The sequence below is a fragment of the Novosphingobium lentum NBRC 107847 genome (assembly GCF_001590965.1).
Lineage (GTDB): Bacteria > Pseudomonadota > Alphaproteobacteria > Sphingomonadales > Sphingomonadaceae > Novosphingobium > Novosphingobium lentum.
Map to the genome: position 1 here is coordinate 87,113 of NZ_BCTW01000002.1, position 26,249 is coordinate 113,361.

The following is a 26,249-nucleotide window of genomic DNA, read 5'->3' on the forward strand; positions in this document are numbered from 1 at the left end:
CCGGGCCGCGTGGTGGCCCGCTTTCTAGCCAGTGCCACCCACGGTCAGCCCTTCGACCAGCAGGGTCGGCTGGCCGACGCCGGCGGGCACGCTCTGGCCGCCCTTGCCGCAGATGCCGATGCCCTCGTCGAGCTCCATGTCGTTGCCGATGCCGATCACGCGGGTCAGCACGCTGGGGCCATCGCCGATCAGCGTGGCACCCTTGATCGGCGCGCCCAGCCTGCCGTTCTCGATCTTGTAGGCTTCTGTGCAGCTGAACACGAACTTGCCGCTGGTGATATCGACCTGTCCGCCGCCGAAGCTTTTGGCGAAAATGCCCGACTTCACCCGGCTGAGCAGCTCGGCCGGATTGTCATTGCCCGCGCGCATGAACGTGTTGGTCATGCGCGGCATCGGCGCGTGGGCATAGTCCTGCCGCCGCCCGTTGCCGGTGACGGGCACGCCCATCAGCCGCGCGTTGAGCCGGTCCTGGATATAGCCCTTGAGGATGCCGTCCTCGATCAGCACGTTTTCCTGCGTCGGTGTGCCCTCATCGTCGATCGACAGCGATCCGCGCCGGCCGACCAGCGATCCATCGTCGATCACGGTTACGCCCGGCGCGCCCACGCGCTCACCGATGCGGCCCGAGAACGCGCTGGTGCCCTTGCGGTTGAAATCGCCTTCCAGCCCGTGGCCGACCGCTTCGTGCAGCAGCACGCCGGGCCAGCCGGGGCCGAGCAGCACGGTCATCTCACCCGCCGGTGCGGCGACGCTTTCGAGGTTGGTCAGCGCCTGTTCCAGCGCCATGTCGATCGCGCGGTTCCACGTTTCGGGCGCGAACAGATCATCATACAGCCAGCGGCCGCCCATGCCGAAGCTGCCGGTTTCGCGACGCCCGTCCTTTTCCGCCACGATCGAGACGTTGAGCCGCACCAGCGGCCGCACATCATGCGCGACGAACCCGTCGGCGCGCACGATCTCGACCACCGACCAGCTGCCCGACAGCGAGGCGGACACTTGCGCCACGCGCGGATCGCGGGCGCGCGCAGCCGCATCGATCGTTTCCAGCAGCTTGACCTTGGCCTCGAACGGCACGGCATCGAGCGGCGAGGCTTCGGTATAAAGGTGGCGGTTGTTGTGGCGCGGCGGGGCGGGGCGGCTGGCGCTGGCCGGATCGAGCAGCTTGAGCGTCTCGCCCGCCCGCGCAATGGCGGCGGCGGAAATGTCGTTGGCGTGGGCAAACCCGGTCATCTCGCCCGAAACGCCGCGCAGGCCGAAGCCCGCGTCGCGAGAATAATCGGCGGTCTTGAGCCGCCCGTCGTCGAAGCCGAAGCTCTCCGACGCGATGAACTGGAGATACAGCTCGCCATCATCGCATTGGCCCAGCGCGTCGCGCGTCAGCCGCAGCGCCTCATCGGGGGTGAGCGAACCGGGGCGGTACAGCAGCGAACGGGGATCGGTGAGGTTGGTCATGCGCAGGGATATAGGCATCCCGTGCGGGCCGCGAAAGGCCAAGCTTTGCGTGCATCGTTCGACAGGCTCAGGATGAGCGGAGTTTGTGGGTTTCGCGGGGGTTGTGGGCATCGCCGTGTTGTGGGCTTGGCCGATTATAGAGACTTACGGGACCAAAGACCGCTCATGCTGAGCTTGTCGAAGCACGCACGCAGCGCCCCCGCCTTCCCCGCGATCCGTTACGCGACCGAGGCATCCCCCGGGGTGGGCAGATCGCCCGCAAACACTTCGTCGATCCCCGGATGCGCCGGACCGCCCCTGAGCACGAAGCGACGGTCGCAGTAGCCGCAGTCGACATGGCCGGTCTCGTCGATTTCGAGCCACACGCGCGGGTGGCCTAGCGCGGCGGCGGTCACGCCGTTGCGCGAGCGGATGGCAGTGGCGCCGTCGCACATCACGCGGGCGCTGTCGGTCATGACGGTTTCGGGAGGCTGGATCATGGCCGTTGCCGTTAGCAAGCCGGGCCAGCCGGGACAAGCGGCGCGGCGTCGCTTGCGTCCATTACCCGGACCCCCGTTATCCCGGCACGCGCTTTACCCCCCAACGCGCCCTTTACCCCGGCGCGCGCTTGGGGCAGGCACGCGCGATGGATTCCCCCTCGCCCGCAGCCCTTCCCGCCCCACCGCCCGCCCCACCGCCGGCCATCGTCATCCGCGACCTGGTCAAGCGCTATGCCCCCACGGGCAAGGGCGCGAAGTCCGACGGCGGCAAGTTGGCGCTCGACGGCGTCACGTTCGACGTGCCGCAAGGGCAGATCTTCGGCCTGCTGGGCCCCAACGGCGCGGGCAAGTCCACGCTGATCAACATCCTGGCCGGGCTGGTGATGAAGACGTCGGGCAGTGCGGAGATCTGGGGCTTCGACATCGACCGCGACCGGCGCAACGCCAGCGCATCGATCGGCATCGTTCCGCAGGAAATCGTGTTCGACCCGTTCTTCACCCCGTTCGAGGTGCTGGAAAACCAGGCCGGGCTCTATGGCGTGCCCAAGGCGCTGCGCCGTTCGGCCGCGCTGCTGCGCGAGGTGCACTTGTCCGACAAGGCCAACGCCTATGCCCGCACGCTGTCGGGCGGAATGAAGCGGCGGCTGCTGATCGCCAAGGCGATGGTCCAGTCACCGCCGGTGCTGATCCTCGACGAGCCGACCGCCGGCGTCGATGTGGAACTGCGCCGCCTGCTGTGGGAACTGGTCGGCGAACTGAACGCCGAGGGCGTCACCGTGGTGCTGACCACGCACTACCTCGAGGAAGCCGAGCAGCTGTGTGACCGCATCGCGATCATCAACCACGGCAAGCTGATCGCCAACAAGCCCACGCGCGAAATGGTCGAGATGGCGCGCGAGAAGATCGTGGTGCTGTCACTCGATCGCGACATTGCCGAGGCACCGGCGCACCCGGCGTTCCTCAAGACGCGCCTGTCGGGCGAACGGCAGGTCGAGATCACGTATGACAAGGACCGCATGAACGCGGGCGAGGTCATGGCGGTGGTGCAGGGCCTTGGCTATGCGATCCAGGACGTGTCGACGCGCGAGGCCGATCTGGAAGACGTGTTCGTCAGCCTGACGAGCGATCCGCACGGCTGAGAACCGGGCGGGGCGGAAGGCCTTCGCCACCCTCGGCCCGGGGGTGGCTTGGCGACGGACGGTCACGCGTCGACGCGGGTCCAGGCCCGCCACTTGCCCTTGCCTTCACGGCGCAGCTGGCGGCCGCACGCGCGGCACGGCGCAACCGTCTCCACCCCGACCCAGCGGACATCGGTGCGATTCGGAAAATGGCGGCCAAACAGGCAGGCAATGCGAAGCAGGAACATGAATCGGCGCACTCCGGAAAAAAATCCGATTTGGAGGTTTCTAGCTTTGTGCGACCGCGAAGTAAAAGGAACTATCGGTAATGCAGGGAATTTTTCCCCAAGCGCCTGGGCCAAATCATTGTTCCTGCTGCGATTGCACGCAGCGAACCAGGACCAGCGTCACCGCTTCCCAAATGCGCGGCGGACGGGCAAGGTCGCGGTCGTGACCCTGCCCGATTACTTTACTACCGCCCGGTCGGGACCCTCGCCAAACGATCTTGCCTGCAGGCGATCGATCGCATCCCCATTGCACGCAGAGGCTACACCGCGATGACACACGACGTGCTGATCATCGGCTCGGGCGCCGCCGGGCTCACCGCCGCGCTGGTGCTGGCCGAACAGGCGCGCGTGCTGGTGCTGGCCAAGGGCGCGCTCGACGCCGGGTCCACGGCCTGGGCGCAAGGCGGCATCGCCGCTGTGCTCGATGAAGGCGATACGTTCGAGGACCATGTGCGCGACACGATGGTCGCGGGCGGCGGCCTCAACCGGCGCGAGACGGTGGAGTTCGTGATCGAACACGCCCCGCAGGCGATCGAGCGGCTGATCGAACTGGGCGTGCCGTTCAACGTCGATCCTGCGGTCGATGGCGGGCTGCACCTGACGCGCGAGGGCGGCCATTCGCACCGCCGCATCGTCCACGTCAACGACGCCACCGGCTGGGCCGTGCAGGAGGCGCTGCTGAAGGCCGCGCACGCGCATCCCAACATCACGATGATGCCCGACATGGTCGCGGTCGACCTGATCACCGACCGGCACCGCACCGCGCCCACGGGCGAACGGCGGGTGTGGGGCGCCTATGCACTCAACGGCCAGACCGGGCGGGTCGAATGCTTTGCGGCCAAGGCGACAATCCTGGCCACCGGCGGCGCGGGGCGCACTTATCTGTTCAGCACCGCCCCGCGCGGCGCGACGGGTGATGGCATCGCGATGGCGTGGCGCGCGGGCTGCCGCATCTCCAACATGGAATTCATGCAGTTCCACCCGACCTGCCTCTACAACCTCGAGGTGAAGAACTTCCTGATCACCGAGGCGGTGCGCGGCGAAGGCGGGCATCTGAAGCTGCCGCCCGGCGTGCCCGGCGGCGGCGAACGGTTCATGCCGCGCTTCGACCCGCGGGAGGAACTGGCCCCGCGCGATGTCGTCGCCCGCGCGATCGATCATGAGATCAAGCGGCTGGGGCTCGACTATGTTCACCTCGACATCAGCCACAAGGATCCCGAATTCGTCCGTGGCCACTTCCCCAACATTTACGAACGGCTGATGGGGCTGGGCATCGACATGACCAAACAGCCGATCCCGGTGGTGCCCGCGCAGCATTACACCTGCGGCGGCGTGCTGATCGACCTGACGGGCCGGGCCGACCTGTCCGGGCTGTATGCGGTGGGCGAATGCTCCGAAAGCGGGCTGCACGGCGCCAACCGGCTGGCGTCCAACTCGCTGCTCGAATGCTTCGTGTTCGGCGATGCCGCCGCGCGCGACATTCTGGCGCGGTGGGACCAGTTCGCCCCGCCGCCGGAGCTGCGCGCGTGGGACGAAAGCCGCGTCGCCGATTCGGACGAGGAAGTCGTGATCAAGCAGAACTGGACCGAGCTGCGCCGGTTCATGTGGAACTACGTCGGCATCGTGCGCACCACCAAGCGGCTGGAACGCGCGGCGCACCGCATCAAGCTGCTGCAGGGCGAGGTCAACGAATACTACGGCAACTTCCGCGTCACCGCCGACCTGATCGAGCTGCGCAACCTGCTGCAGACCGCCGAGCTGATCGTGAAGGCGGCGCGCGCGCGGCACGAAAGCCGGGGGCTGCACTACAACCTCGATTTCCCGCAGACCGACCCCGCCGCGCGCGACACCATCCTGGTGCCCAAGGTCCGCTGACCCCGCGACTTGCGACAATGTCGCAGGCTCGGTCGCGGAACGCAGGCGAGGGCCTGTCGTTGTTCCTGTCGTCAACGGCAATCAACGAGAGGTTCCCATGAAAAAGCTGTTTGCAACGATTTTTGTGGCGGGCGCGGCGCTCGCCACCGCGTCCGTAGCCGAAGCGCGCCAGGGCTGCGGCCCGGGCGGCCATCGCGGGCCCTATGGCCATTGCCGGCCCAACAACGGCGGTCGCGTGATCGCGCCGGGACTGGTGATCGGCAATTTCTACCACGGCCGCGGTTACTGGGATGGCCGCCGTTACTGGCAGCACCGCAACCGCGATCACCGCCGCGGCTGGCGCTATTATTGACGCGTGAGTGAGGCGGGGGGCAGGCAACCCGCGTCGCACGTCCGATCGGGCTGGCCTGCCCACCGCCAGCTCCTCCCCTCAAGCGGGAGGGGCTGGTGGCGCGCCTTACATCGTCAGGCCGAGTACACGGCCCAGGAAGATCAGCACGACGGCGCCGATGATCGAGGCGAGGCAGCCGGCGCGGTGGAACTGGCCGCCCGTCTGGCCGCGCGTGGTGATGAGGCCGGCCAGCAGCGAGCCGGCGATGCCCAGCCCGATGGTCGAGATCCAGCCGAGATGGACCGCGCCCGGATAGAAGAATCGGGCGAGCACGCCGATCACGGCGCCGGAAAAAATAATCGAGATCAGGTTGATCATGTGCGGTCCCTCCAGTTTGTGCGCCCGCTGCCGGGCCTTGCCTGGCCAAGCGGGTGCGCAACGCCCCCTTGTCCACAATTATGGTTGCAACTGCAAAAATATTTTGCGGCACGCAGTTTCCCTCTTGCGGGGCGAAAAAGCTCGGCTCGACCCGCGCGTCGCTGCACTGCAACATAAACCTGCGCGCGACGAAACGAATCGCACTTGCGACGAACCGCATGGTCAAGACCGCATTTACCCTCTTGTGTCGGATTCGCGTTGAGGCACTATGGGTAGTGGTCGGGTTGCCAAGGGGCCTCTAAACCTTGTTTGGAGGGGCGAAGTGCCTATATAGGCACGAACTGCTGCTGATGCCGTTGGGCGCAGCCGCAATCCCGACCCGAATGGGGGTCTGGGGATAAGTTTTTCCATCCATCCGACCCAATGCTGCTAGGATCGGCGCTTGCCCGCCGATTCGAACGGATGCAGAACATCGGGTCTCCCGGTTTTCTGCGGATGACGATCAATGACCGCTTGTCCGGCTGCCTTCGCGCCGGGGCGGTGACGGGGGGTACAGGCGTGGATTTCAGGACTGGGGACGATTCCATGGCGGCACAGGATGTGTTGGATCTGGACAATGATGCGGCTTCGGCCCGGCAGGAAGGTATCGCGAAAGATGACGTGTCCACAGGCCGAAACGCCCGCACCGCGCAAGGTAGCGCCGTGGGCATGACCGCGCAGGATCGCGGCAGCGAAGCGCTGGTGGCCGATGGCGTGGACGCCAATGCCGCAGCCGACGCGCTCGCGTCCGGCGCGGCTGCCGCGCTGGCCGCCGCCGCCACGCCGGTGGAAAGCGATTCCAAGACCATCCACGCGCGCCGTTTCACCATCGTGACCGATCCGTCGCGCGATGCGCTGCTGACCGATTTCGGCAAGGATACGCTCGACGACCGCTATCTGCTGCCGGGCGAGGCGTATCAAGACTTGTTCGCACGCGTGGCCGATGCGTATGCCGATGATCAGGATCACGCACAGCGGTTGTACGACTACATTTCCAAGCTGTGGTTCATGCCGGCCACGCCGGTGCTGTCAAACGGCGGCACCGGGCGCGGCCTGCCGATCTCGTGCTACCTCAACTCGGTCGATGACAGCCTGGAAGGCATCGTCAACACCTGGAACGAGAACGTGTGGCTCGCCAGCCGGGGCGGCGGCATCGGCACGTACTGGGGCAAAGTGCGCGGCATCGGTGAGAGCGTGGGCCTCAACGGCAAGACCAGCGGCATCATCCCGTTCGTGCGCGTGATGGATTCGCTGACCCTGGCGATTTCGCAGGGCTCGCTGCGGCGGGGTTCGGCGGCGTGCTATCTCGACGTCTCGCACCCCGAGATCGAGGAATTCCTCGAGATCCGCAAGCCGTCGGGCGATTTCAACCGCAAGGCGCTGAACCTGCACCACGGCGTGCTGCTGACCGACGCGTTCATGGAAGCGGTGCGCGACGGGACCGAGTTCCACTTGCGCAGCCCCAAGGATCAATCGATCCGCGCCACGGTCGATGCGCGCTCGCTGTTCCAGAAGCTGGTCGAAACCCGCCTTGCAACAGGCGAGCCCTACATCGTGTTCTCCGACACGGTGAACCGGATGATGCCAAAGCATCACCGCGAGCTGGGGCTGAAGGTTTCGACCTCGAACCTGTGTTCGGAGATCACCCTGCCCACGGGTCGCGACCATCTGGGCAACGATCGCACCGCGGTGTGCTGCCTGTCGTCGCTCAACCTGGAAACCTGGGACGAATGGAACGGCGACAAGACGTTCATCGAGGACGTGATGCGCTTCCTCGACAACGTGCTGCAGGACTATATCGACCGTGCCCCGCCCGAAATGGCGCGCGCCAAGTATTCGGCATCGCGCGAACGCTCGGTCGGCATGGGCGTGATGGGCTTCCATTCGTTTCTGCAGATGAAGGGCATCGGCTTTGAAAGCGCGATGGCCAAGGCGATGAACATGAAGATGTTCCGCCACGTCGCCGCCAAGGCCAACGAGGCGTCGATGCTGCTCGCGCAGGAACGCGGCGCGTGCCCCGACGCCGAGGAACGAGGCGTGATGGAACGGTTCAGCTGCAAGATGGCGATCGCGCCGACCGCGTCGATCAGCATCATCTGCGGCGGCACCAGCGCGTGCATCGAACCGATCCCCGCCAACATCTATACGCACAAGACGCTGTCGGGCAGCTTCGTGGTCAAGAACCCGTACCTGCAGAAGCTGCTCGCCGCCAAAAGCAAGGATTCCACCAACGTGTGGAACACCATCCTCGAGCAGGGCGGTTCGGTGCAGCACCTCGACTTCCTCAGCCCTGAGGAAAAGGCGGTGTACAAGACCAGCTTCGAGATCGACCAGCGCTGGCTGCTTGAATTCGCGGCCGACCGCACGCCGTACATCGACCAGGCCCAGTCCCTGAACCTCTACATCCCTGCCGACGTCGACAAGTGGGATCTGGCGATGCTGCACTTCCAGGCATGGGAAAAGGGCATCAAGAGCCTGTACTACTTGCGCTCCAAATCGGTGCAGCGCGCCGGTTTTGCCGGCGGGGTGGAGGCGGACAACACCGCCGAACCCGCCAAGTACGAACTGCCGACCACCGACTACGACGAGTGTCTCGCCTGCCAGTAGGCACCCCGTACATGCAAGGCCGCCCGCTGCACCATTCCGCGACACTTTGCGGCTTGCAGCGGGCGCGGCGACGGGCTGTCGAGTTGCGAGTGATTCGCAACTGAAGGGATTTCAATCAATGCGTAAATGGCACCGCTGGCTGGTCGTGTTCTTCGGGGTGTTCCTGCTGTGGATCGCAGGCACCGGCGTGGCGATGCAGGCGATCGACCTGTTCAAGGGCGATGACGATCACGACAAACCGGCAGCCGCGCAACGCGGTCCTGGCGCCGCAGCGGTAACGCTGGCGGTGGGCACGGCCGAAATGCCGCCGCCCGCCGACGCGCCGCGCAAGCCGAAGAAGGCCGACCTGCGCCACACCATCCAGCACATGCATTCGGGCGAATGGTTCGGGCCGTTCGGCGTGTTGGTCAACACGCTGTCGGGGCTGGCGCTGCTGTTCTTCAGCTTTTCGGGGCTGTGGATGTACATCCAGATGTGGCGCAACCGCGCGCACCGCAACATCAAGCCCGGCTGGTTCTGGAAATAATGCGCGCCGCCCGCGCCCTTCCACCCATCTGCGGGTCAGCCGCCAGCCTCGCCCGGGGCCGGCGCGCTGTCTCGCCCGGGCACCCTGTGCAGGCATCCTGTGGGTGCCGAAGCGGGGGAATTCGCGGGGGAGCGGGCCGGAACCGCACGCTCCGGCCGGATGGCCGGGGCGCACCCGCCAAAACGAAGAACGCCCCCCTGCATCGCAGAGGGGCGCCTTCCGGCCGTCGGCCACGGCCTCGTCCCGAAGGGGGCGGGATGTCGGCCGCTACGGCGACGGCTGAATTACTTCTCTTCTTCCATGGCATAGGCGTTGGCGCCGCTGGTCGAGAGGCGGACCTTGTCGCCCTCCACGCCGGCGACCAGCCCGATCGACAGGTAGTGGTGGTGCCCTTCGTGGCCGCCTTCGCCGCTGTCGTGCTTGGTCAGCTTCATGCGGTCGCCATCGACATGGTCGACGACGCCGACATGCGCGCCATCGGCGCCGATCACTTCCATGTGTTCGCGGATCTGCGCGCCATAGTGATTGCTCTGGGTCGGGGTATCGGTAGCCATCGGGCTTCTCCTGAAATTTCAGAGGGATATTGCCGGCAGGGGCGCGCCGGTTGTCGTGTTTGGTTAACGAACCCCACGCCAACGCGTTCCCGCCGTTTCGCGCATCATTCGCGCCCTGCGCCGGCCCGCGCGGCACCGGCGACGAACCGCCGCACCGCTATTTTATCGTCCGCCCGCCGCACCGCCGCTTTATCGCCCGCCCGCCGCCCTATGCGCGCGCGCAACGCTGCCCTATTCTGCAAATTCGCCTGAAGGACCCACGCCCATGTCACTCCTCGAAGCCCGCAAGACCTACAAGCCGTTCGAATATCCGTGGGCCTACGAGTTCTGGAAGCGCCAGCAGCAGATCCACTGGATGCCCGAGGAAGTGCCGCTGGGCGAGGATTGCCGCGACTGGGCGCAGAAGATCTCGGACCATGAGCGCAACCTGCTCACCCAGATCTTCCGCTTCTTCACCCAGGCCGATATCGAGGTGCAGGATTGCTACCACGACAAGTACGGCCGCGTGTTCAAGCCGACCGAGATCAAGATGATGCTGGCAGCGTTTTCCAACATGGAAACGGTGCACATTGCCGCTTACAGCCACTTGCTCGACACCATCGGCATGCCCGAAAGCGAGTACGGCATGTTTCTGGAATACCAGGAAATGCGCGACAAGCACGATTACCTGCAGCAGTTCGGCGTCGATAGCGACCAGGACATCGCGCGCACGCTGGCGATGTTCGGCGGGTTCACCGAAGGGCTGCAGCTGTTCGCCAGCTTTGCCATGCTGATGAACTTCCCGCGCTTCAACAAGATGAAGGGCATGGGCCAGATCGTCACCTGGTCGATCCGCGACGAAAGCCTGCACTGCGAAGGCATCATCAAGCTGTTCCACGCCTTCACCAAGGAGCGTGACTGCCTGACCAAGGGCGTGATCAGCGACATCCGCGACGCCTGCCACACCACCGTGGCGCTGGAAGACGCGTTCATCGACCTGGCGTTCGAACAGGGCCCGGTGCCCGGCATGAGCCCCAAGGAAATCAAGAAGTACATCCGCTACATCGCCGACTGGCGGCTGGGCCAGCTGGGCATGAAGCCGATGTTCATGATCGACGACCACCCCCTCCCCTGGCTCGCCCCGCTGCTCAACGGCGTGGAGCACGCCAACTTCTTCGAAACCCGTGCCACCGAATACTCCAAGGCCGCCACGCGCGGCAGCTGGAACGACGTGTGGTCGAGCTTCGACTCGCGCCGCAAGGCCAAGGCGAACGACGGGGTCGAGGATGTTGGTTCGGGCGAGGCGGATGTGGATATGTTCGCGGCGGCGGGGATCGCGGCGGAGTAGGGGCGAGCATCGCCTAGGGGCGTGGCACTCGTGGCTAAGCTACGAAGCGATGATATTCACGATGCCACGTCAGAAAGCGCACATGCGGACGCAAATTCTCGTTTGCAGGTAATCTTGCTCTCCGATCCGGGTGCAGCAGCTTAGTCACGCCGTCTATGTCGTTGATCTTGTTCGACAGCAGAATTTCGCCCGAATCGCTAAGTGAGATCAACCCTCTGTCGAACATCCAGTGGACGGTACCCGAGAGCGCAATTCCGTTTGCCACGGTGTCAGGTCCGCCAGCCTCGACACTCATGATGTGAGCTGCTTGCGCTTCGGCGCGACCGCCACCGTTGATGAGTTGCATACCCGTGAGAGCGCAACGACGGTCATACACATCCAAAACGCGCTTACGGAATTGGCGGTTGCGCACGACGCGATTGACCAGCATCGTAGCGCGATCAATCGGACCGAGCCACGGCTCATGCTGTTCGTGCACTCGATCGAGCAACGGTTTGTCCGCATCCTCACGCGGCAAAAACTCATCGTCCTCGATCAAGCCCAACTCGACGATGCGGTTAAAGTCGTCGTCCGAGATCGGGCGGATCGACTGGATGGCACGATCATTGTTCAGCCGACCATAGGCGCCAAGTAACCCGCGCTTGACCGCTTGGCCCTCCAATTGAACCGCCACGTCACGCCCAAGTTCCAGATATGTACCGGGTTCAATCAACGCCAGAAACATATCGGCGTCATCCGGATCGCGCACTACCTGCTCAACCCGTGCAACGGCATGGTAACCGCGTGGCCCCGCACGTCGAGGTTCCTGATATACGATCCATTGGCCAACTGATCGCGCCGCTGCGCGGAGCCATTGCGGTCCGAAGCGATAAAAGCGTTCGGGCACATCCCCGTAGATAGAGTGCGAGCCTACCACGAACACGCACTTTCCCCGGTCGGCTTGCGGCAATTTAAGAGCGACCTCGCGAAGCCGATAATGCCCTGGGGTCAAAAATTCGATCCCTCCGCGATCCCGCAGCTGCTGTAGTTCGCGGCTGAGCGTCATCTCGGGCGTCGCGCCGCGCGAGCCGACTTGGCGGACGATCCTGCCAAGTTCTTCCTCAATCATTTGCTGGCGGGTAAAGTCTGCGCTCCCGGATCGCGCGACCAGACGCCGGACAGCAATCTCGACCGCATTGGACCAATCACTGCCCGCCAACTCTTCCCTCCCGATCGAATGTTGCCATCATGCGGGAATGGCAAAGACTAGGAAAGAGCCGAGAATTCGGATCGTCTGCGGGACGTGCGGGTCCGATGACGTCTCGCGTGATGCGTGGGGCGATTGGGATGTAGACAAGCAGGAGTGGGTGTTACGCTGCGTATTCGACTACGCCCATTGCCATGAATGCGATGGCGAAGCACGTCTTGACGAATTGCCTTTTGAAATCCGCAAGACCAAGGGTAAATCCCCGTCGCCCCAGCGTAGGCTGGGGCCTATCTGAGCTATCGGTGACGATGCGACGCTCGTCTCCGGTCGTTAGCTCGGTTGGGCCCCAGCCTGCGCTGGGGCGACGGGGTGAGGGTGGCGACGCGGCGCTGTCCGGCCGTCCGCTCGGCGCGGTTCGTCGATCGCTTGGCCATCGCGCTGTCAGTCCTGCGGCCTCGGGCGTCTCGCCAAGGCTCTTGCCCGCGCGCGCGCGCGATCACGAACAGGATGTGGCCAGTACGGTCGGTGGCGCGGTCGATCGGTTCGGGCGGGACTGTTTGCGGCTCACCCCCTAATCCGTCGCCCCAGCGCAGGCTGGGGCCTATCCCGGCTCTCCGCAACGACGCAACCATCGCGGCCGGTCGGGAGGTCGGTTGGGCCCCAGCCTGCGCTGGGGCGACGGAGTGTGGGGCGATGGTGGGGGAATGAACGCGGTGGGCCGGGCGAACATCCGCGCCGGCTAGAGGCCGTTGATGTCTTCCCACAGATCGCGCCAGTCGGGGTTGTGCCGGCGGATCAGGCGCAGTTTCCATTGGCGTTTCCACGCCTTCATCGCCTTTTCGCGTGCGATGGCGTCTTCGATCCGGTCGTGCCGTTCTACGTAGACCAGCCGGGTCAGGCCATATTCGGCGCAGAACTCCGAGCCGCGTCCTGCGCGGTGCTGGCCGATGCGCGCGGGCAAGTGGGCGGTCATGCCGATGTACAGCGTGCCGTGCGCGCCGTTGGTCATGATATAGACCCAGCCGCCCTGCATCCGCCGCTCCCGCCCCTGCCTGTGCGTCGGGCAGGATAGGCGGCGAAGCGCGCGGGGGCGATGGCGTTACGGCGCCATGTTGGCGGGAATGGCCAGAACCCGCCCACCCCCAACCCCTCCCGCAAGCGGGAGGGGAGGCGTCAGGCTTAGCGGCTGGCGGGGGTGGTGGCGAAGCCCAGGCGGGTGACGGGGCGGCCTTCGGCAGCGGCGTGGCGGGCGTTGGCGAGCTGGGCCTTGGCCTGGGCCAGCGTATCGGCGCGGCAGGCGCGGGCGGGACCGTCGTAATAACCGGGGATCTGCGGCTGTTCGGCCGAAATGTCGCACAGCTGGGCGGCACCGTTGCTGACGCGCGAATTGATCTTCGACCAGCCTGCTGCGGTGGTGGCATCGAGATCGGCGATGTCGATGGCGACCGAGTAGCGGCCTTGCGCGTCGGGACCGGCGGTGGTCAGCCAGCCCTGGCGGTGCTGATGGCCGACGACCGAGTATTCATGGCTCAATGCTTCGCCGGCCGAAGCGATCGTGGGCAGCGCCGTCAGAGCGGTGGCGGCAGCGGCAATGGTGAGAAGCCCTTTATGCATGGCAGTGATCCTTTTTCCGTTCATCCCTCGCGATCGGTTCGACGGGCTGCACCAAGACGGTTTTGTTACAGTTTTTGTCATTGTGTCGCGAAACTGTAATATTGGTGACACGCAAATCGCGACTCCGCAATGGCCGGATCGTCACCGTCAAACTTGGGTCACGAATTCGGGCGCGCGATGGTTTCCCCGGCTGACCGCGCGACGGGCGATGCGCACCGGTCCGGGCCGAAATATGCTTCCCGGCGGACCGCGCACGGCGCTAGGGTCTGGCGGGATGCGATGGGGGACGGGTATGGCGCGTGATAACGGGGCGATACGGCTGGCGATGGTCGCGGTCTCGATGATGCTGCTCGGCGGCTGCGGGGCCAAGGCGCCGGCGGGCGAGCTGGCGCTGATCGACGGCAAGCAGGGCCAGCCCGCGCCGGGCAAGGGCCTGCGGGTCACCAACCTCACCCTGCAAAAGCCGCATGCGGCGGGTTCGGCCTATGTCACGCTGGCGATGGACATCGCCGCCGCGCCGGGCACCGCGTTCCCCGGCGATCTCAACGTCGATGTGATCCTGCTGGACACGGAGCGCAACGTGGTGGGGCAGAACGGCACCGGCAAGTTGACGCTCAACCCCGACGGATCGCGCCACGCGGTGATCGAGCCGGGGTTTGCCGGCTTCGGCTGCCATGCGCCGACGCAAGTTCCCGGGTGCCCGGCATCGACATCGGAGCCGCGCTGCCCGCCGCCGCTCCTGCCCCGGCAGGCGATCCTGCTCACCTGGGGCGGTGGACGCCAGCAGCAGATCGAACTGCCCGAATGGACAGCGCTGCCCGCCGGTCCGCCGCAGGAATGCGGAGCCTAGATTTTTCCGGCCAGTTTTGCGGTCAGGAAGCCGGCCAGCCCCAGCAACAGCGCGTAAACCGCCAGCCACATCAGCACTCGTGGCGGGCGCGCCAGGTCGGGCCGGCCTTCGGGGTAGGCGAGCATGACCGCCGTCCCCTCGGGCGGACGGCGCACGGTCGAATGGACGGCATCGACCACTTCATGCGCTGCGCCGCCAATGCTGAAGGTGTAGACTGCGGCAAAGCTGATGCCGTCGGAATCGCGCAAGCTGCGAAAGCCGGTGACGCGCGCCTCGACCCGGCATGACCGGCGGGTCAGCCGCAGCCAGTCGTACCGCCCGATCGCCCACAGCGAAAAGAGGCACAACGCGATACTGGCGCACAGGAAATACGTCTTCATCGCCGCGCATCGTGCCACGGCCGCGTTAAGGTCTGCCCAACGTCGCCGCTGGTGTCGCCATCAGCACCAGTTGCGGCGGTGGCCATGCCAGTGTTCGGCCAGGCCCTCGTCCTCCAGCACCGCACCCAGGCTGGCGCCGTTGCGCACCACCACGCGCAGCGCGCGGCCGTACTTGTCGGTCTCGCGCCCCTCGGTGACCAGGCTGAACGGGCCAGCGTTGAGCAAATCAGTCAGCCGCGTGGTCGCCGCTTCGGCCAGCGCCGCTTCATACGGACAGCCCGGGTGGCCCAGTTCTGGGGCATTGATATCGGCGATGCGGATCTTGGTGCCGAGATACCAGAACGTGTCGCCATCGACCACGCAGGTAACCCGATGCGCGCCGTGACAGCCGACAAAGGCGGCGCTTTCGTGGTCGGCGGGATCCGGATCGGCGGCGCGCGATGGTGCCGCAAGGGCAAAGGTGAGCGACAGCGCAGCAGCAAGCGCAAGGCCGGCGAGCGCGAGGGCGAAGCGGGGATGGGAACCGTTCATCGCGCGAGGATGCGCGCAGAACAGGCCGGGAACGACTAGGGGCCGCTACGATCAGGCGTGCTGCTAAGGGCGATTACGTGTGCCGATCGCCCGATTGCAGCCGTTCCGGCTACAATTGCTTAACCAGACCGGCGTAGATTCAAGTCATGTTCGGACCACGAATCACCACGATTTTCGCCAGCCGCTGGAAAGCGTTGTGGTGGGCCGCCGGGATGATCGTGACCACGATCTCGCTGGTGCCGAGCGCGGACGACAAGGATGCCGCCGGCAACGCACCCGGGTCGCCGCCGACCGGCCACCACAATCCCTGGTCGAAAAACTGATCGGGCGGCAGCCTGACAACGCCGGGAGCGCACGCCGCGCTACTTGCCCACGAACAGGAACGCCACGGCACCCATCAGGCAGGCAAATGCGGCCAGATGTCGCCAGTGCAGCGGTTCGCCCAGCACCAGCACCATGAACACCCCGAAGATCGCGAGGCTGATCACCTCCTGCGTGACCTTGAGCTGTCCCGCGCTCCAGCCGTGCGCGAAACCGATGCGGTTGGCCGGCACGGCCAGGCAGTATTCGGCGAACGCCAGGCCCCAGCTGATCGCGATGACCACGCCGATCGGGCGCGCTTCGGCCACCGCCGGGCCACCCTTGAGGTGCCAGTACCACGCGGTGGTCATGAAGATATTGGACAGAGTCAGCAGCAGGATGGTCGGCACGCGGCTCTCCGGTAGAGACCATTGAACCGAGAAATGCCGAGCGGCGCGATCGTCTGCAGTCGACCGCGCCGCCATGGGATCCGCTCGATGCGACCGGCCGGTTGGTTGCGGGGGTTGAAGCCGGACTGCAAGGAGCGACCTTGTTGTCGGTCCGATTCGTCAGGCATACAACTCAGTATGACTACGTAGCACCCGCCGTGCGAAGCCGAACGCTGCCATGCGCCACGGCGGGAGCGGTTCATTCGGCGCCGTGGGGAAAATCGTCTTCCATCCCGCTTTCGCCCAGCGCGCCGTCTTCGTCATCGTCGCTGCGTTCGCCCCGGAACGCGCCCATGTCGATGCGGCCGCTGCTGACCATCTGCTTCATGTGATCGACCAGGTCGGGGGTGCTGCCGCTGTCGTCGTCGTCGCCTTCGGCATGGTCGCTCTCGTCGTTGGCGCCGAACACCGAAGTGGCGCGGCCGAGTGCTTCATCAGCCAGCGTCTGGGCCTGTGCACCCTCGTCGTCCTGTTCCTCGTTGTGCGCCTCGGGCGCCAGCGTGGCATCGGCCGCCTGTTCTTCGTTGGCTTCAAGTTGCTTGCGGGTGGAATCGGTCATGGGAACCTCCGGGAAGAGCGTGCCGCGAACGCGCGATCCTGCTCTGGCCCGAACACTACGCGCCGCAGGCACCGACAGTTCCCGCAACCCCCGCAAAGGACGGGCCGGGACGCGCGATTCAGCGCGTGGGCACCGGAACGTCGCCCGAATAATCGTAGAACCCGCGCCCGGACTTGCGCCCCAGCCAGCCGGCCTCGACGTACTTCATCAGCAGCGGCGCTGGGCGGTACTTGCTGTCGCCGGTGGTGTTGTACAGCACCTTGACGATGTCGAGGCAGGTATCCAGCCCGACGAAATCGGCCAGTTCCAGCGGCCCCATCGGATGGTTCAGGCCGATGCGGCAGCCTTTGTCGATATCGGCGATGTTGGCGGTGCCCTGGCCCAGCACGAACACCGCCTCGTTGATCATCGGCAGCAGGATGCGGTTGACGACGAAACCGGGCTCATCCTCGGTCTGGACGATCTGCTTGCCCAGCGCATCGGCAAACGCGCGCGTGCGGCTGACGGTGTCCTTGGCGGTGGCCAGGCCGGGAATGACCTCGATCAGCCCCATCACCGGCACCGGGTTGAAGAAGTGCAGCCCGATGAAGCGCGCCGGATCGGGCGAGCTTGTCGCCATGCGGGTGATCGGGATCGAGCTGGTATTGCTGGCCAGGATCGCGGTGGCGGCGAGCACTTTGCCCGCGCTTTCGAAGATCCGACGCTTGACCTCCTCGCGCTCGGTCGCGGCCTCGATGATCAGCTGCGCGTCGGCCATCGGCGCGTAATCGGCCACCGGCACGATCCGCGCGAATGCGGCGTCGGCCTCGTCCGGGGTCAGCTTTTCGCGCGAGACGAGCTTGGCAAACGCCTTGCCGATGCCGTCCTTGGCCTTTTCCGCCAGCGCGATATCGACATCGGACAGCAGCACTTTCATGCCCGCCTGCGCCACGACTTGCGAGATGCCCGAGCCCATCTGGCCTGCGCCGATCACCCCGACTGTCTGCATGGCTTCAACCCCTTCGCACGTGCGGCATATCTGTCGCTAAACGACAGCCACTAGCGCAGCAAACCGGGGTTGACCAGACTTCGCAACTGCGAAATTTGATCCGCTGCAGACGTCAGCGGTTGGCGCCGGGCATCCACTGTACATCGCCGCCGGCACCCGCGTTGATCGCGCGCGCCAGCACGAACAGGTAGTCCGACAGGCGGTTGAGATAGGCCAGCGCCGCCGGATTGACCGGCTCGATGGCGGCGAGCGCGGTGGCCGCCCGCTCGGCCCGGCGAGCAATCGCGCGGGCGAGGTGGACGCGTGCCGCCGCCTCGCTGCCGCCGGGCAGGATGAAGCTGGCCAACGGCGCCAGCGGCGCGTTGGCGCGGTCGATCATGGTTTCCAGCCACGCGGCCTGCGCCGGGACGATGCGCAGGACCATGGCCGAAGGCGTGAAATCCGCACCACCGACGTCGCCCAGCGGGGTGGCGAGGTCGGCGCCGAGATCGAACAGGTCGTTCTGGATGCGATGGAGGTCCGCCGCGACGTCCTGCGCCACGGCCACCACGGCCAGCCCGATGGCGCTGTTGAGTTCGTCCACCTCGCCGATCGCGGCCATCCGCGCATCGTGCTTGGCGCGGCGCGAACCATCGACCAGCCCGGTGGTGCCATCGTCACCGGTGCGCGTGTAAATCTTGTTGAGCTTGACCACGAAGCGTCAGCGCTGAACCGGAGTCAGGATTTCGAGCCCGAAATCGCCAGCAGGATCACCACCGCGATCACCGCCAGCGCCTGGTACTTGATCCGCGCGAACATCATGCGGTTCTGCATCAGCTGCGATTCGGTGGCACCGGTGCCCGGTCGCTCCAGATCCTCGCGCGTGGTTTTCAGGAACGCGGCGATACCGCGCACCAGCGAGAACACGGCCATCCCCATGAAGATGAGGATCAGCGGGACGAGGATGAAGAACTTTGCGCTCATGGTTCCCGATCTAGGTAGTCCGACAGCGAAATACCAGCGGGAAAGCGGTGCGCGCGCAGCGCCTGCGCCAGGTCGGGGCCGTGCTCACCGGCATGGCGACGATCCGCCAGCGAGGGGGCGCCACGCCGCTTGGCCAGCTTGCGCCCGTCGGCCTCCACCAGCAGCGGATGGTGATGCCACACCGGCACCGGCAGGCCGAGCAGCGACTGCAGCAGGCGATGGACATGCGTCGCCGCGAACAGGTCCGCCCCGCGGGTGACGCAGGTGATCCCGTCCGCCGCATCGTCGAGCGTGGCGGCCAGATGGTAGCTGGCGGGCGCATCCTTGCGCCACAGCACCACGTCGCCCGTAAGGCCGGGTGCGGCGCGCTGCACCCCGGCGCGCTTGTCGGTCCATTGCAGCGGCCCGGCGAGCGTCACGGCACGCGCGACGTCGAGCCGCCATGCCACGGCATCTTCGGGTTCGACCGCCTGATCGCGACAGGTTCCGGGATAGACCGGCCCGTCCGGCCCTGTGGTCTGCGCTGCCGCCGCGATATCGGCGCGCGTGCAGCGGCAGGGATAGAGCAACCCCATCGCGCGCAGCCGGTCTGCCGCCATTCGATAGCTGGCGATGCGTGCCGATTGCGGCGCAACCTCGCGCCACGCCAGCCCCAGCCAGGCCAGATCGGCGCGGAACTCGTCGGCGAGCGCCGCCCGGCTGCGCGCACCGTCGATATCCTCGATCCGCAGCACGAACGTGCCGCCGTCCCGCACCGCGCGATCATGCGCGATGATCGCGGCCAACGCGTGGCCCAGATGCAGGGGGCCATTGGGGCTTGGGGCGAAGCGCGTGACAATCACGCGCCATGCCTAGCGCTGGTTTCAGCAAAGCTGAAGCGGCACCGGCCCGTTCCCCCGCCCGGCCACTCGACAGGCTATCTTAGGGGTGGCCGGGCGGGGGAGCGGGCCGGTGCCGTACTTGTTTCAGTCTCGCTGGAACAGCTCAATACAGACGTGACCCAAATCCCACGCTGTTGTGGAGATCGCCCGGGCGGCCTTGACGTCGGCGGGCCTGCATGTTCCATATCGGTTGCCATGCGTCACGAAGCAGTCACGCGATCCCGCCAGAACGCTCCCGTCAGGAGCGAGGGAACCCGTATGGGAGGCCGGACCAGAGCATGCTTCACCAGGAGCTGATCGAGCGGGCGGCGCGCGCGCGGCCCCACAGCGGCGATGCCGCGCATCATGCCATTGCTGCCCGCGATATCACCCGCCATTTGTCGAGCTGCCCGGCGCTGGTGCTCAATGCCGATTACACCCCGCTGAGCTATTACCCGCTGAGCCTGTGGCCGTGGCAGACCGCGATCAAGGCGGTGTTCCTCGAGCGTGTCGACATCGTGTCCAGCTACGAACGCCACGTCCACAGCCCGTCGCTCGACATGAAGATCCCCTCGGTCATCGCGCTGCGCCAGTACGTGCGGCCCAGCGAATTTCCCGCGTTCACTCGCTTCAACCTGTTTCTGCGCGACCGCTTCATCTGCCAGTATTGCGGCAGCCCCGACCAGTTGACCTTCGATCACGTGATCCCGCGTCGGCTGGGCGGCAAGACCACGTGGGAAAACGTCGCCACGGCTTGCGCGCCGTGCAACATGAAGAAGGGCGGGCGCACGCCCCGGCAGGCCAAGATGCCGCTGCTGCTCGAACCGATCCGCCCGACCAACTGGCAGCTGCAGGAACGCGGCCGCGCCTTCCCGCCCGGCCACTTGCACGAAAGCTGGCGCGACTGGCTGTACTGGGACGTCGAGCTGGAAAGCTGAAAGGGCGTTTTAAACGGCCTGCCGCCGCAGCTCCGCAGCGCCCTTCAGGAACAGTCCCAGCGCCACCAGCGAGATCGCGGCAGACACCAGCATCGGCATGCCCGGCAGGTCCAGCGCTGCGTCAGGCCCGCTGAACCGCGCCAGCGTATAGGCATAAAGCGGCGGGCCACCGATCGCGGCGATGCTGCCGACCGCCTGCACCGCGCCCTGCAGTTCGCCCTGGCTGCGCGCATCGACCGCGCGGCTGTTGAGCCCCGAGATCGACGGCTGGACGAAGCCCTGCAGTGCGCCGACGGCGATCGCGAGGTAGACCACGCCGGTGCTCTTCGCGATCGCGTAAAGCACGGCGGCCGCGCACAACCCGCCGATGCCGATCGCGACCGCCGCGCGCTCGCCGATCTTGGGCAGGATCAGGCGCAGGCCCACGCCTTGCACCAGCGCGCTCGTCAGCCCGACCATCGCCAGCGCCAGCCCGACCTGGCGCGCGCTGAAGTGGTAGGCGGCGATGGCGAAGTACGACCACACCGCCGGATAGACGATGTGCGCCAGCTGCCACATGCCGAGCGCGGCGACGAACCACAGCACGGTGGCGTTCTGCTTGCTCAGCGCCTTGAGCGCGGCGAACGCGTTGGCCCGCCGCCAGTCGAACGGTCGGCGGTTCTCGGGCGCCAGCGACTCGCGCAGGAATACGAGGCCGAAGAGGAAGTTGGCGAACGCCAGCACCGATGCCGCGATAAACGGCAGGCGCGGCCCGATCGAGCCGAGCAGCCCGCCCAGCGCGGGCCCGGCGACGAAGCCGAAGCCGAACGCGATGCCCATCGTCCCGAAGCTCGCCGCGCGCTTTTCGGGCGGGGTGACGTCGGCAATGTAGGCGTACGCGGCGGAATAACTCGCGCCGGTGGCCCCGGCCACGATTCGTCCGATCACCAGCCACCACATCACCGGCGCGGTCGCCTGGAGCAGGTAGTCGAGCGCCATCGCCAGCACCGCGGCGAGCAGCACCGGCCGCCGCCCGAACCGGTCGGACAAGTTGCCGATCAGCGGCGCGAACACGAACTGCGCCGCCGCATAGCCCGCGCCCATCCACCCGGCATAGACTGCGGCGGTATCGATGGTGACGTGCGCCAGCCGCATGATCAGCCCCGGCAGCACCGGGATGACGATGCCGAAGCCGAGCATGTCGATCAGCACGATCGCGAACACGAAGCCGAACGAGGTGCGGCCAGCTCCGGAGCCGGGGGTCGCGGTGGAGGCTTCCCGGCCCATCGTTCAGCGCCGGTCGAGCGCCGTTTCGCACTCGGCCATCAGCGTGGCGATGATATCGGCGACGGGTTCCTCCTGCGTCACCATGCCTACCGATTGCCCGGCCATCAGCGAGCCGCCCTCGACATCGCCGTCGATCACCGCGCGGCGCAACGCGCCCGCCCAGTAGTGTTCGATCTGCAGCTGTGCCTCGTCCATCGCGATGCCATCTTCATCCAGCGCGCGCGCAACTTCAAGCTGCTTGGCGGTGAACGCCTCGGTGCCCTTGTTCTTCAGCGCACGCACCGGGATCACCGGCAGGCGCGGATCGACCTGCACGCTGGCCACCGCGTCGCGCGCGGAAGCCCGGAAAAACGCTTTCTTGAAGTTGGCATGCGCGATCGATTCGGTGGCGCAGGCAAAGCGGGTGCCCAGCTGCACGCCCGCCGCGCCCATCTCGAGATAGCCCGCGATCGCCTCACCCCGCCCGATCCCCCCGGCAACGAACACCAGCGCCTCGGAAGCGAGGTTGGGCAGGATTTCCTGCGCGAGCACGCTGGTTGAAACCGGACCGATGTGGCCCCCCGCCTCGCTGCCCTCGATCACCATCGCGTCCGCACCCGAGCGCAACAGCTTCTTGGCCAGCGCCAATGTGGGCGCAAAGCAGATGACTTTCGCCCCAGGTTTATCAGCAGTTCCGGCTTTGATCGCCTCGACGCTGCCCTTGGGCGGGATGCCGCCGGCGAGCACGACGTGGCTCACGCCGTGACGCACGCACACGTCGATCAGGTCGAACAGCTGCGGGTGCATGGTGATCAGGTTCACGCCGAACGGTGCCTTGGCCAGCGCCTTGGTCGCGGTGATCTCGGCATCGAGCAGCGCGGGCGTCATCGCCCCGCACGCGATCACCCCGAACCCGCCGGCATTGCTGATCGCGGACACCAGATGCCGCTCCGACACCCAGCTCATCGCCCCGCACAGGATGGCGTATTGCGATCCGAAGAACTCGGCGCCGCGCTGCATCAGGTGGGTCGTGCGGGGGTAAGTGGTCATTCGCAGATCTCCCCCCTCCCGCGTGCGGAAGGGGCCGGGGGTGGGAAGGAGCAAGGCGCGGTGCGGATCGTGTGTGCGGTGGTCGGCCCACCCCAACCCCTCCCGCAAGCGGGAGGGGCAGGCAACGTCAGGCCGCGTCCACCGCATCCAGCCCATAAGCGGTGTGCAGCACGCGCACGGCGAGTTCGGTCTCGTCCTCGTCGATCAGCACCGACACCTTGATCTCGCTGGTGGTGATCGCAAGGATGTTGATGCCGCGATCGGCCAGCGCCTTGAACATCGTCGCGGCCACGCCCGCATGGCTGCGCATGCCGACGCCGACAACGCTGATCTTGGCGACCTTGGCGTCCGAGATCAGGCGGTTGAAGCCCAGCTCGCCCTTGCGCCCTTCGAGCATCGCCAGGCTGCGCGCCAGGTCCGCGCGCGGCACGGTGAAGGTGACGTCGGTCTCGCCCTTGTCCTTCGAGATGTTCTGGATGATCATGTCGACGTTGATCGACGCGGCGGCGAGCGGGCCGAAGATCATCGCCACCACGCCCGGCCGATCGGGCACGCGGGTCAATGTGATCTTGGCTTCGTTCTTGTCGGCAGCGATGCCCGTGATCAGCTGGCGTTCCATCTGAAGTCCTTCCAGTTCCCCGATGAGTTCATCTTCGCTCACGATCATCGTGCCGGGGATCGTGTCCGCCGGCGGCGCGTCGTCGTCGATGAACGATGACAAGACCTGCACCCGCACGCCTTCCTTCATGGCCAGGCTGACCGAGCGGGTCTGCAAGACCTTCGAACCGACCGAGGCCAGCTCGAGCATTTCCTCGTACGTCACCTGCTTGAGCTTGCGCGCCTTGGCGACGATGCGCGGGTCGGTGGTGTAGACGCCGTCGACATCGGTGTAGATGTCGCAGCGGTCCGCCTTGATCGCCGCCGCCACCGCCACTGCCGACGTATCCGATCCGCCGCGCCCCAGCGTGGTGATGCGGTTGTCGTCGGTCAGTCCCTGGAAACCCGGGATCACCGCGATCTCGCCGCGCGCCATCGAGGCCAGCAGCGCGTCGGAAGCGATGTCCTGGATGCGCGCCTTGGCGTGGGCGGTATCGGTGTGGACCGGCAGCTGCCAGCCCAGCCACGAGCGCGCCTTGCAGCCCAGCGCCTGCAAGTGCATCGCCAGCAGGCCCGAGGTGATCTGTTCGCCCGCCGCCACGACCACGTCGTATTCGGCCGGGTCATACAGCGCATTGGCTTCGCGGCAGAACGTCACCAGCCGGTCGGTTTCGCCCGCCATCGCCGAGACGACCACCGCCACCTGATGCCCGGCGGCCTGCTGGCGCTGCACGATGCGCGCGACGCGACGGATCCGCTCGGTCCCGGCCATCGACGTGCCGCCGAATTTCATCACGATCCGGGCCACGCGTGCGCTCCCACCTCAAGCTCATGCCCTGCGGCAACAATATTGCCCGTGCGACCCCTCGCCGCGCGGCGGCGGCCCTGTTAGGGATGCGCCATGAGCAATGCAACCTCCGCAACGCCAGCGGGCGCCGCGATTCCTGCCGCGACCGGCCCGACGCCGACCATCCGCCCCGAGGAAGCCGCGCACTTCGGCAAGCTGGCGGCGGACTGGTGGGACCCCAGGGGCAGCTCGGCCATGCTTCACCGGCTCAACCCGGTGCGGCTGGGCTTTATCCGCGCCGCGATCGATTCGCACTGGCACGGCAACACGGCCACGCTGAAGCCGCTGGCGCGCCGCCGCGCACTCGATGTCGGCTGCGGCGCCGGGCTGCTGGCGGAACCGCTGGCCCGGCTGGGTGCCGCGGTCACGGCGGTCGATGCGGCGGCGGAAAACATCGCGGCGGCGCGCGACCATGCGGCGGGCAGCGGACTGGCCATCGACTACCGCCACGGCGAACTCGGCGCGATGGACTTGGGCACCTTCGATCTGGTCACCGCGATGGAAGTGATCGAACACGTGGCGGACAAGCCCGCGTTCGTCGCCGCGCTCGCTGCCACGCTGGCGCCCGATGGCCTGCTGGTGCTGTCGACCCCCAACCGCACCGTTTCCTCGCGGCTGCTGCTGGTCGAAGCCGCCGAACGCATGGGCCGCATCCCGCGCGGCACGCACCACTGGGATGATTTCATCACGCCGATCGAACTGCACGACCTGCTCGCCGAAGCGGGCCTGACCATGGGCAACCCGCGCGGCATAGCGTTCAGCCCGAGCAAGGGCCTGCACCTGTCGGACAACCTCGCGCTGGACTACATCGTCACCGCGACAAGGGTTTAACTGCGCGCGAGTTCACGCTCGATCGCCGCCACCGCCTGCGCCTCACGCGCGGCCCAGTCGCCCGCAATGCGCTCGAACGGCATCCCGCTCCGCACCAGCATCTCCTCGGCCAGCGCAGCGAACTGCGCGCGCGCCGCAGCGGTCCCGAAAAACCGCGTGCCGTCGGCGACCCACGGCACATCGGGCGCGAACAGCAGGTAAAGATCGGCCTTGGGATAGGCCAGCAGCTCCGGCGGCACCTCGCCGAACAGCATCTGCGCCCAGGCGGCGGTCATCAGCGGGTCGGTATCGAGCAGCAGCACCCCGGGTTCGCCTTGCGCCACGACCGCGCGCGCAGCCGCATCCTGCCCTTCGGCGATCGCGAGAAGGTCGGCCAGCGTCAGGTCGGTGCCGTGGGTTTCGCAATATTCACGCCCGAATTCGGGCACCACCGGCCAGCCGAACCGGGCGTGGAGCCGCGCCGCCAGCACCGACTTGCCCGTGCTTTCGGCCCCGTGCAGGCACACGCGGATCACGCCTGCGCACCATGCGCCGCTGCGATCCATGCACGCAGGCCGACGACAGAGAGCACCCCGAACGCCACATAAAGCACCGCGAACAGCACCAGGCCGCGGTTGAGGTAGAGCGCGACCGAAGCAACATCGATCGCGATCCACAGCACCCAGTTCTCGATCCGGCGGAACGACAGCAGGAACTGCGCGGCGATGCTGGCCCCGGTGATCGCCGAATCGGCGAACGGCAGCGCGGCGTTGGTGAAGCGGTGCATGACCCAGCCCAGCGTGAGGCTGAGCGTGGCGGTCCCAGCCAGCCAGGCAACGCGCGCGGGCCAGGCCATCCACGCCACAGGCACGTCGTCCGCCGCACCCCGCGCCTTGCTCCACAGCCGCCAGCCATAGGCGTTGACCACGAAGAAGAACGCCTGCAGCCCGGCCTCGCTGTACAGCCGCGCGCCCGCCAGCACCACGCCGACCAGCGCGACCATCGCCATCGCCACGGGGAAGTTCCACACCGAACGACGCACCAGCAGCACGATGTTGACCAGCCCGAGCAGCGATCCGGCCAGTTCCAGCGGGTTCATGGCGGCTGCC

31 protein-coding genes are annotated in these 26,249 nt (G+C 66.6%); 10 read left to right on the forward strand and 21 right to left on the reverse strand.

What is annotated here, in order from left to right; all coding sequences use genetic code 11:
• Positions 1-24: 24 nt before the first annotated feature.
• A complete protein-coding gene (tldD, locus tag NL2_RS01860; protein WP_068071121.1) occupies positions 25-1,452 on the reverse strand; it encodes a metalloprotease TldD in 1,428 nt (475 codons plus the stop codon).
• Positions 1,453-1,670: 218 nt separating this feature from the next.
• On the reverse strand, positions 1,671-1,931 hold the full coding sequence (locus NL2_RS01865) for a zinc-finger domain-containing protein (RefSeq protein ID WP_068071123.1): 261 nt from the start codon (positions 1,929-1,931) through the stop codon (positions 1,671-1,673).
• A gap of 146 nt (positions 1,932-2,077) precedes the next feature.
• Here NL2_RS01865 and NL2_RS01870 point away from each other — a divergent pair, with 146 nt between their 5' ends.
• Positions 2,078-3,070, forward strand: coding sequence for an ABC transporter ATP-binding protein (locus NL2_RS01870; RefSeq protein ID WP_068071125.1), 993 nt, complete (start codon positions 2,078-2,080; stop codon positions 3,068-3,070).
• Between the two features lie 62 nt (positions 3,071-3,132).
• Here the strand turns inward: NL2_RS01870 and NL2_RS20985 are convergent, their stop codons facing one another.
• Complete coding sequence (locus NL2_RS20985) at positions 3,133-3,297, reverse strand: hypothetical protein (protein ID WP_157082989.1); 165 nt, start codon at positions 3,295-3,297, stop codon at positions 3,133-3,135.
• 309 nt (positions 3,298-3,606) lie between these two features.
• Between NL2_RS20985 and nadB the strand changes: the two genes are divergently transcribed.
• Both nadB and NL2_RS01880 read left to right on the forward strand, forming a co-directional pair.
• Positions 3,607-5,211 (forward strand): L-aspartate oxidase, encoded by a 1,605-nt coding sequence (gene nadB, locus NL2_RS01875; RefSeq protein WP_068071127.1) that lies wholly within the window; start codon positions 3,607-3,609, stop codon positions 5,209-5,211.
• A 97-nt stretch (positions 5,212-5,308) separates the two neighbouring features.
• Positions 5,309-5,563, forward strand: coding sequence for a GCG_CRPN prefix-to-repeats domain-containing protein (locus NL2_RS01880; RefSeq protein WP_068071129.1), 255 nt, complete (start codon positions 5,309-5,311; stop codon positions 5,561-5,563).
• A gap of 105 nt (positions 5,564-5,668) precedes the next feature.
• On the opposite strand, the gene NL2_RS01885 is transcribed toward NL2_RS01880, so the two are convergent.
• On the reverse strand, positions 5,669-5,920 hold the full coding sequence (locus NL2_RS01885) for a GlsB/YeaQ/YmgE family stress response membrane protein (protein ID WP_068071142.1): 252 nt from the start codon (positions 5,918-5,920) through the stop codon (positions 5,669-5,671).
• 708 nt (positions 5,921-6,628) lie between these two features.
• On the opposite strand from NL2_RS01885, the gene NL2_RS01890 reads away from it, so the two are divergent.
• Entirely contained in the window at positions 6,629-8,566 is a 1,938-nt protein-coding gene (locus tag NL2_RS01890; RefSeq protein ID WP_439646879.1) for a ribonucleoside-diphosphate reductase subunit alpha, read from the forward strand.
• A 118-nt stretch (positions 8,567-8,684) separates the two neighbouring features.
• Positions 8,685-9,092 carry a PepSY domain-containing protein gene (locus tag NL2_RS01895; RefSeq protein WP_068071144.1) on the forward strand — a complete coding sequence of 136 codons (408 nt, stop codon included), beginning with the start codon at positions 8,685-8,687 and terminating at the stop codon, positions 9,090-9,092.
• 284 nt (positions 9,093-9,376) lie between these two features.
• Here NL2_RS01895 and NL2_RS01900 read toward each other — a convergent pair whose 3' ends face one another.
• The gene (locus NL2_RS01900) at positions 9,377-9,646 is read right to left on the reverse strand and encodes a DUF2171 domain-containing protein (RefSeq protein ID WP_068071146.1); all 270 of its coding nucleotides are present in this window, start codon (positions 9,644-9,646) and stop codon (positions 9,377-9,379) included.
• A 265-nt stretch (positions 9,647-9,911) separates the two neighbouring features.
• Between NL2_RS01900 and NL2_RS01905 the strand changes: the two genes are divergently transcribed.
• On the forward strand, positions 9,912-10,973 hold the full coding sequence (locus NL2_RS01905; RefSeq protein ID WP_068071152.1) for a ribonucleotide-diphosphate reductase subunit beta: 1,062 nt from the start codon (positions 9,912-9,914) through the stop codon (positions 10,971-10,973).
• A gap of 34 nt (positions 10,974-11,007) precedes the next feature.
• Here NL2_RS01905 and NL2_RS01910 read toward each other — a convergent pair whose 3' ends face one another.
• The 3 genes from NL2_RS01910 to NL2_RS01920 all read right to left on the reverse strand — a co-directional run bounded on the left by NL2_RS01910 (position 11,008) and on the right by NL2_RS01920 (position 13,773).
• Positions 11,008-12,171, reverse strand: a complete 1,164-nt coding sequence (locus tag NL2_RS01910) for an HNH endonuclease (RefSeq protein ID WP_245647526.1) — start codon at positions 12,169-12,171, stop codon at positions 11,008-11,010.
• A gap of 727 nt (positions 12,172-12,898) precedes the next feature.
• Complete coding sequence (locus tag NL2_RS01915) at positions 12,899-13,192, reverse strand: GIY-YIG nuclease family protein (RefSeq protein ID WP_068071153.1); 294 nt, start codon at positions 13,190-13,192, stop codon at positions 12,899-12,901.
• Positions 13,193-13,338: 146 nt separating this feature from the next.
• Positions 13,339-13,773 (reverse strand): UrcA family protein, encoded by a 435-nt coding sequence (locus NL2_RS01920; RefSeq protein ID WP_068071154.1) that lies wholly within the window; start codon positions 13,771-13,773, stop codon positions 13,339-13,341.
• Positions 13,774-14,065: 292 nt separating this feature from the next.
• Between NL2_RS01920 and NL2_RS01925 the strand changes: the two genes are divergently transcribed.
• Positions 14,066-14,623: a hypothetical protein gene (locus tag NL2_RS01925; RefSeq protein ID WP_068071155.1), complete on the forward strand. Its 558-nt coding sequence runs from the start codon at positions 14,066-14,068 to the stop codon at positions 14,621-14,623.
• On the opposite strand, the gene NL2_RS01930 is transcribed toward NL2_RS01925, so the two are convergent.
• Positions 14,620-15,003, reverse strand: coding sequence for a hypothetical protein (locus tag NL2_RS01930; protein ID WP_068071156.1), 384 nt, complete (start codon positions 15,001-15,003; stop codon positions 14,620-14,622). The genes NL2_RS01925 and NL2_RS01930 overlap by 4 nt on opposite strands.
• Before the next feature lie 60 nt (positions 15,004-15,063).
• Complete coding sequence (locus NL2_RS01935; RefSeq protein ID WP_068071157.1) at positions 15,064-15,534, reverse strand: thermonuclease family protein; 471 nt, start codon at positions 15,532-15,534, stop codon at positions 15,064-15,066.
• Between the two features lie 146 nt (positions 15,535-15,680).
• On the opposite strand from NL2_RS01935, the gene NL2_RS20990 reads away from it, so the two are divergent.
• Complete coding sequence (locus tag NL2_RS20990) at positions 15,681-15,857, forward strand: hypothetical protein (RefSeq protein ID WP_157082990.1); 177 nt, start codon at positions 15,681-15,683, stop codon at positions 15,855-15,857.
• A 39-nt stretch (positions 15,858-15,896) separates the two neighbouring features.
• On the opposite strand, the gene NL2_RS01940 is transcribed toward NL2_RS20990, so the two are convergent.
• The 6 genes from NL2_RS01940 to gluQRS form a co-directional block, all read right to left on the reverse strand.
• On the reverse strand, positions 15,897-16,244 hold the full coding sequence (locus NL2_RS01940) for a DMT family protein (RefSeq protein ID WP_068071158.1): 348 nt from the start codon (positions 16,242-16,244) through the stop codon (positions 15,897-15,899).
• Between the two features lie 238 nt (positions 16,245-16,482).
• Positions 16,483-16,842, reverse strand: coding sequence for a hypothetical protein (locus tag NL2_RS01945; RefSeq protein WP_068071159.1), 360 nt, complete (start codon positions 16,840-16,842; stop codon positions 16,483-16,485).
• A 118-nt stretch (positions 16,843-16,960) separates the two neighbouring features.
• Positions 16,961-17,830, reverse strand: a complete 870-nt coding sequence (locus NL2_RS01950) for a 3-hydroxyacyl-CoA dehydrogenase NAD-binding domain-containing protein (protein ID WP_068071164.1) — start codon at positions 17,828-17,830, stop codon at positions 16,961-16,963.
• 112 nt (positions 17,831-17,942) lie between these two features.
• Positions 17,943-18,524 (reverse strand): cob(I)yrinic acid a,c-diamide adenosyltransferase, encoded by a 582-nt coding sequence (locus NL2_RS01955; RefSeq protein WP_068071166.1) that lies wholly within the window; start codon positions 18,522-18,524, stop codon positions 17,943-17,945.
• A 23-nt stretch (positions 18,525-18,547) separates the two neighbouring features.
• Positions 18,548-18,793 carry an HIG1 domain-containing protein gene (locus NL2_RS01960; protein ID WP_068071168.1) on the reverse strand — a complete coding sequence of 82 codons (246 nt, stop codon included), beginning with the start codon at positions 18,791-18,793 and terminating at the stop codon, positions 18,548-18,550.
• On the reverse strand, positions 18,790-19,635 hold the full coding sequence (gene gluQRS, locus NL2_RS01965; protein ID WP_068071170.1) for a tRNA glutamyl-Q(34) synthetase GluQRS: 846 nt from the start codon (positions 19,633-19,635) through the stop codon (positions 18,790-18,792). The genes NL2_RS01960 and gluQRS overlap by 4 nt, the downstream gene beginning before the upstream one ends.
• A 317-nt stretch (positions 19,636-19,952) precedes the next feature.
• On the opposite strand from gluQRS, the gene NL2_RS01970 reads away from it, so the two are divergent.
• The gene (locus NL2_RS01970) at positions 19,953-20,591 is read left to right on the forward strand and encodes an HNH endonuclease (protein ID WP_068071171.1); all 639 of its coding nucleotides are present in this window, start codon (positions 19,953-19,955) and stop codon (positions 20,589-20,591) included.
• 9 nt (positions 20,592-20,600) lie between these two features.
• On the opposite strand, the gene NL2_RS01975 is transcribed toward NL2_RS01970, so the two are convergent.
• The 3 genes from NL2_RS01975 to NL2_RS01985 form a co-directional block, all read right to left on the reverse strand.
• Positions 20,601-21,857: an MFS transporter gene (locus NL2_RS01975; RefSeq protein WP_068071172.1), complete on the reverse strand. Its 1,257-nt coding sequence runs from the start codon at positions 21,855-21,857 to the stop codon at positions 20,601-20,603.
• A gap of 3 nt (positions 21,858-21,860) precedes the next feature.
• Positions 21,861-22,886, reverse strand: coding sequence for an NAD(P)H-dependent flavin oxidoreductase (locus NL2_RS01980; protein WP_068071173.1), 1,026 nt, complete (start codon positions 22,884-22,886; stop codon positions 21,861-21,863).
• Between the two features lie 127 nt (positions 22,887-23,013).
• On the reverse strand, positions 23,014-24,291 hold the full coding sequence (locus NL2_RS01985) for an aspartate kinase (protein ID WP_068071175.1): 1,278 nt from the start codon (positions 24,289-24,291) through the stop codon (positions 23,014-23,016).
• A gap of 93 nt (positions 24,292-24,384) precedes the next feature.
• Between NL2_RS01985 and ubiG the strand changes: the two genes are divergently transcribed.
• Positions 24,385-25,161, forward strand: coding sequence for a bifunctional 2-polyprenyl-6-hydroxyphenol methylase/3-demethylubiquinol 3-O-methyltransferase UbiG (ubiG, locus tag NL2_RS01990; protein ID WP_068071177.1), 777 nt, complete (start codon positions 24,385-24,387; stop codon positions 25,159-25,161).
• Here the strand turns inward: ubiG and NL2_RS01995 are convergent.
• Positions 25,158-25,706: an AAA family ATPase gene (locus tag NL2_RS01995; protein ID WP_068071179.1), complete on the reverse strand. Its 549-nt coding sequence runs from the start codon at positions 25,704-25,706 to the stop codon at positions 25,158-25,160. The two genes, ubiG and NL2_RS01995, sit on opposite strands and share 4 nt — an antisense overlap.
• Positions 25,673-26,239: a nicotinamide riboside transporter PnuC gene (pnuC, locus tag NL2_RS02000; protein ID WP_068071181.1), complete on the reverse strand. Its 567-nt coding sequence runs from the start codon at positions 26,237-26,239 to the stop codon at positions 25,673-25,675. The genes NL2_RS01995 and pnuC overlap by 34 nt, the downstream gene beginning before the upstream one ends.
• Between the last annotated feature and the right edge of the window lie 10 nt (positions 26,240-26,249).

Excerpts from the sequence above, each read along its gene's own strand:
- NL2_RS01995 (WP_068071179.1), bottom strand. The coding sequence starts at position 25,706 with ATGGATCGCAGCGGCGCATGGTGCGCAGGCGTGATCCGCGTGTGCCTG.
- NL2_RS01970 (WP_068071171.1), top strand. The coding sequence starts at position 19,953 with ATGCTTCACCAGGAGCTGATCGAGCGGGCGGCGCGCGCGCGGCCCCAC.
- NL2_RS20990 (WP_157082990.1), top strand. The coding sequence starts at position 15,681 with ATGTTCGGACCACGAATCACCACGATTTTCGCCAGCCGCTGGAAAGCG.
- NL2_RS01865 (WP_068071123.1), bottom strand. The coding sequence starts at position 1,931 with ATGATCCAGCCTCCCGAAACCGTCATGACCGACAGCGCCCGCGTGATG.
- NL2_RS01975 (WP_068071172.1), bottom strand. The coding sequence starts at position 21,857 with ATGGGCCGGGAAGCCTCCACCGCGACCCCCGGCTCCGGAGCTGGCCGC.
- NL2_RS01950 (WP_068071164.1), bottom strand. The coding sequence starts at position 17,830 with ATGCAGACAGTCGGGGTGATCGGCGCAGGCCAGATGGGCTCGGGCATC.
- NL2_RS01925 (WP_068071155.1), top strand. The coding sequence starts at position 14,066 with ATGGCGCGTGATAACGGGGCGATACGGCTGGCGATGGTCGCGGTCTCG.
- NL2_RS20985 (WP_157082989.1), bottom strand. The coding sequence starts at position 3,297 with ATGTTCCTGCTTCGCATTGCCTGCCTGTTTGGCCGCCATTTTCCGAAT.
- tldD (WP_068071121.1), bottom strand. The coding sequence starts at position 1,452 with ATGACCAACCTCACCGATCCCCGTTCGCTGCTGTACCGCCCCGGTTCG.
- NL2_RS01885 (WP_068071142.1), bottom strand. The coding sequence starts at position 5,920 with ATGATCAACCTGATCTCGATTATTTTTTCCGGCGCCGTGATCGGCGTG.
- NL2_RS01930 (WP_068071156.1), bottom strand. The coding sequence starts at position 15,003 with ATGAAGACGTATTTCCTGTGCGCCAGTATCGCGTTGTGCCTCTTTTCG.
- NL2_RS01880 (WP_068071129.1), top strand. The coding sequence starts at position 5,309 with ATGAAAAAGCTGTTTGCAACGATTTTTGTGGCGGGCGCGGCGCTCGCC.
- pnuC (WP_068071181.1), bottom strand. The coding sequence starts at position 26,239 with ATGAACCCGCTGGAACTGGCCGGATCGCTGCTCGGGCTGGTCAACATC.
- ubiG (WP_068071177.1), top strand. The coding sequence starts at position 24,385 with ATGAGCAATGCAACCTCCGCAACGCCAGCGGGCGCCGCGATTCCTGCC.
- NL2_RS01960 (WP_068071168.1), bottom strand. The coding sequence starts at position 18,793 with ATGAGCGCAAAGTTCTTCATCCTCGTCCCGCTGATCCTCATCTTCATG.
- NL2_RS01890 (WP_439646879.1), top strand. The coding sequence starts at position 6,629 with ATGACCGCGCAGGATCGCGGCAGCGAAGCGCTGGTGGCCGATGGCGTG.
- NL2_RS01915 (WP_068071153.1), bottom strand. The coding sequence starts at position 13,192 with ATGCAGGGCGGCTGGGTCTATATCATGACCAACGGCGCGCACGGCACG.
- NL2_RS01935 (WP_068071157.1), bottom strand. The coding sequence starts at position 15,534 with ATGAACGGTTCCCATCCCCGCTTCGCCCTCGCGCTCGCCGGCCTTGCG.
- NL2_RS01900 (WP_068071146.1), bottom strand. The coding sequence starts at position 9,646 with ATGGCTACCGATACCCCGACCCAGAGCAATCACTATGGCGCGCAGATC.
- NL2_RS01945 (WP_068071159.1), bottom strand. The coding sequence starts at position 16,842 with ATGACCGATTCCACCCGCAAGCAACTTGAAGCCAACGAAGAACAGGCG.
- NL2_RS01895 (WP_068071144.1), top strand. The coding sequence starts at position 8,685 with ATGCGTAAATGGCACCGCTGGCTGGTCGTGTTCTTCGGGGTGTTCCTG.
- NL2_RS01905 (WP_068071152.1), top strand. The coding sequence starts at position 9,912 with ATGTCACTCCTCGAAGCCCGCAAGACCTACAAGCCGTTCGAATATCCG.
- NL2_RS01980 (WP_068071173.1), bottom strand. The coding sequence starts at position 22,886 with ATGACCACTTACCCCCGCACGACCCACCTGATGCAGCGCGGCGCCGAG.
- NL2_RS01870 (WP_068071125.1), top strand. The coding sequence starts at position 2,078 with ATGGATTCCCCCTCGCCCGCAGCCCTTCCCGCCCCACCGCCCGCCCCA.
- NL2_RS01920 (WP_068071154.1), bottom strand. The coding sequence starts at position 13,773 with ATGCATAAAGGGCTTCTCACCATTGCCGCTGCCGCCACCGCTCTGACG.
- nadB (WP_068071127.1), top strand. The coding sequence starts at position 3,607 with ATGACACACGACGTGCTGATCATCGGCTCGGGCGCCGCCGGGCTCACC.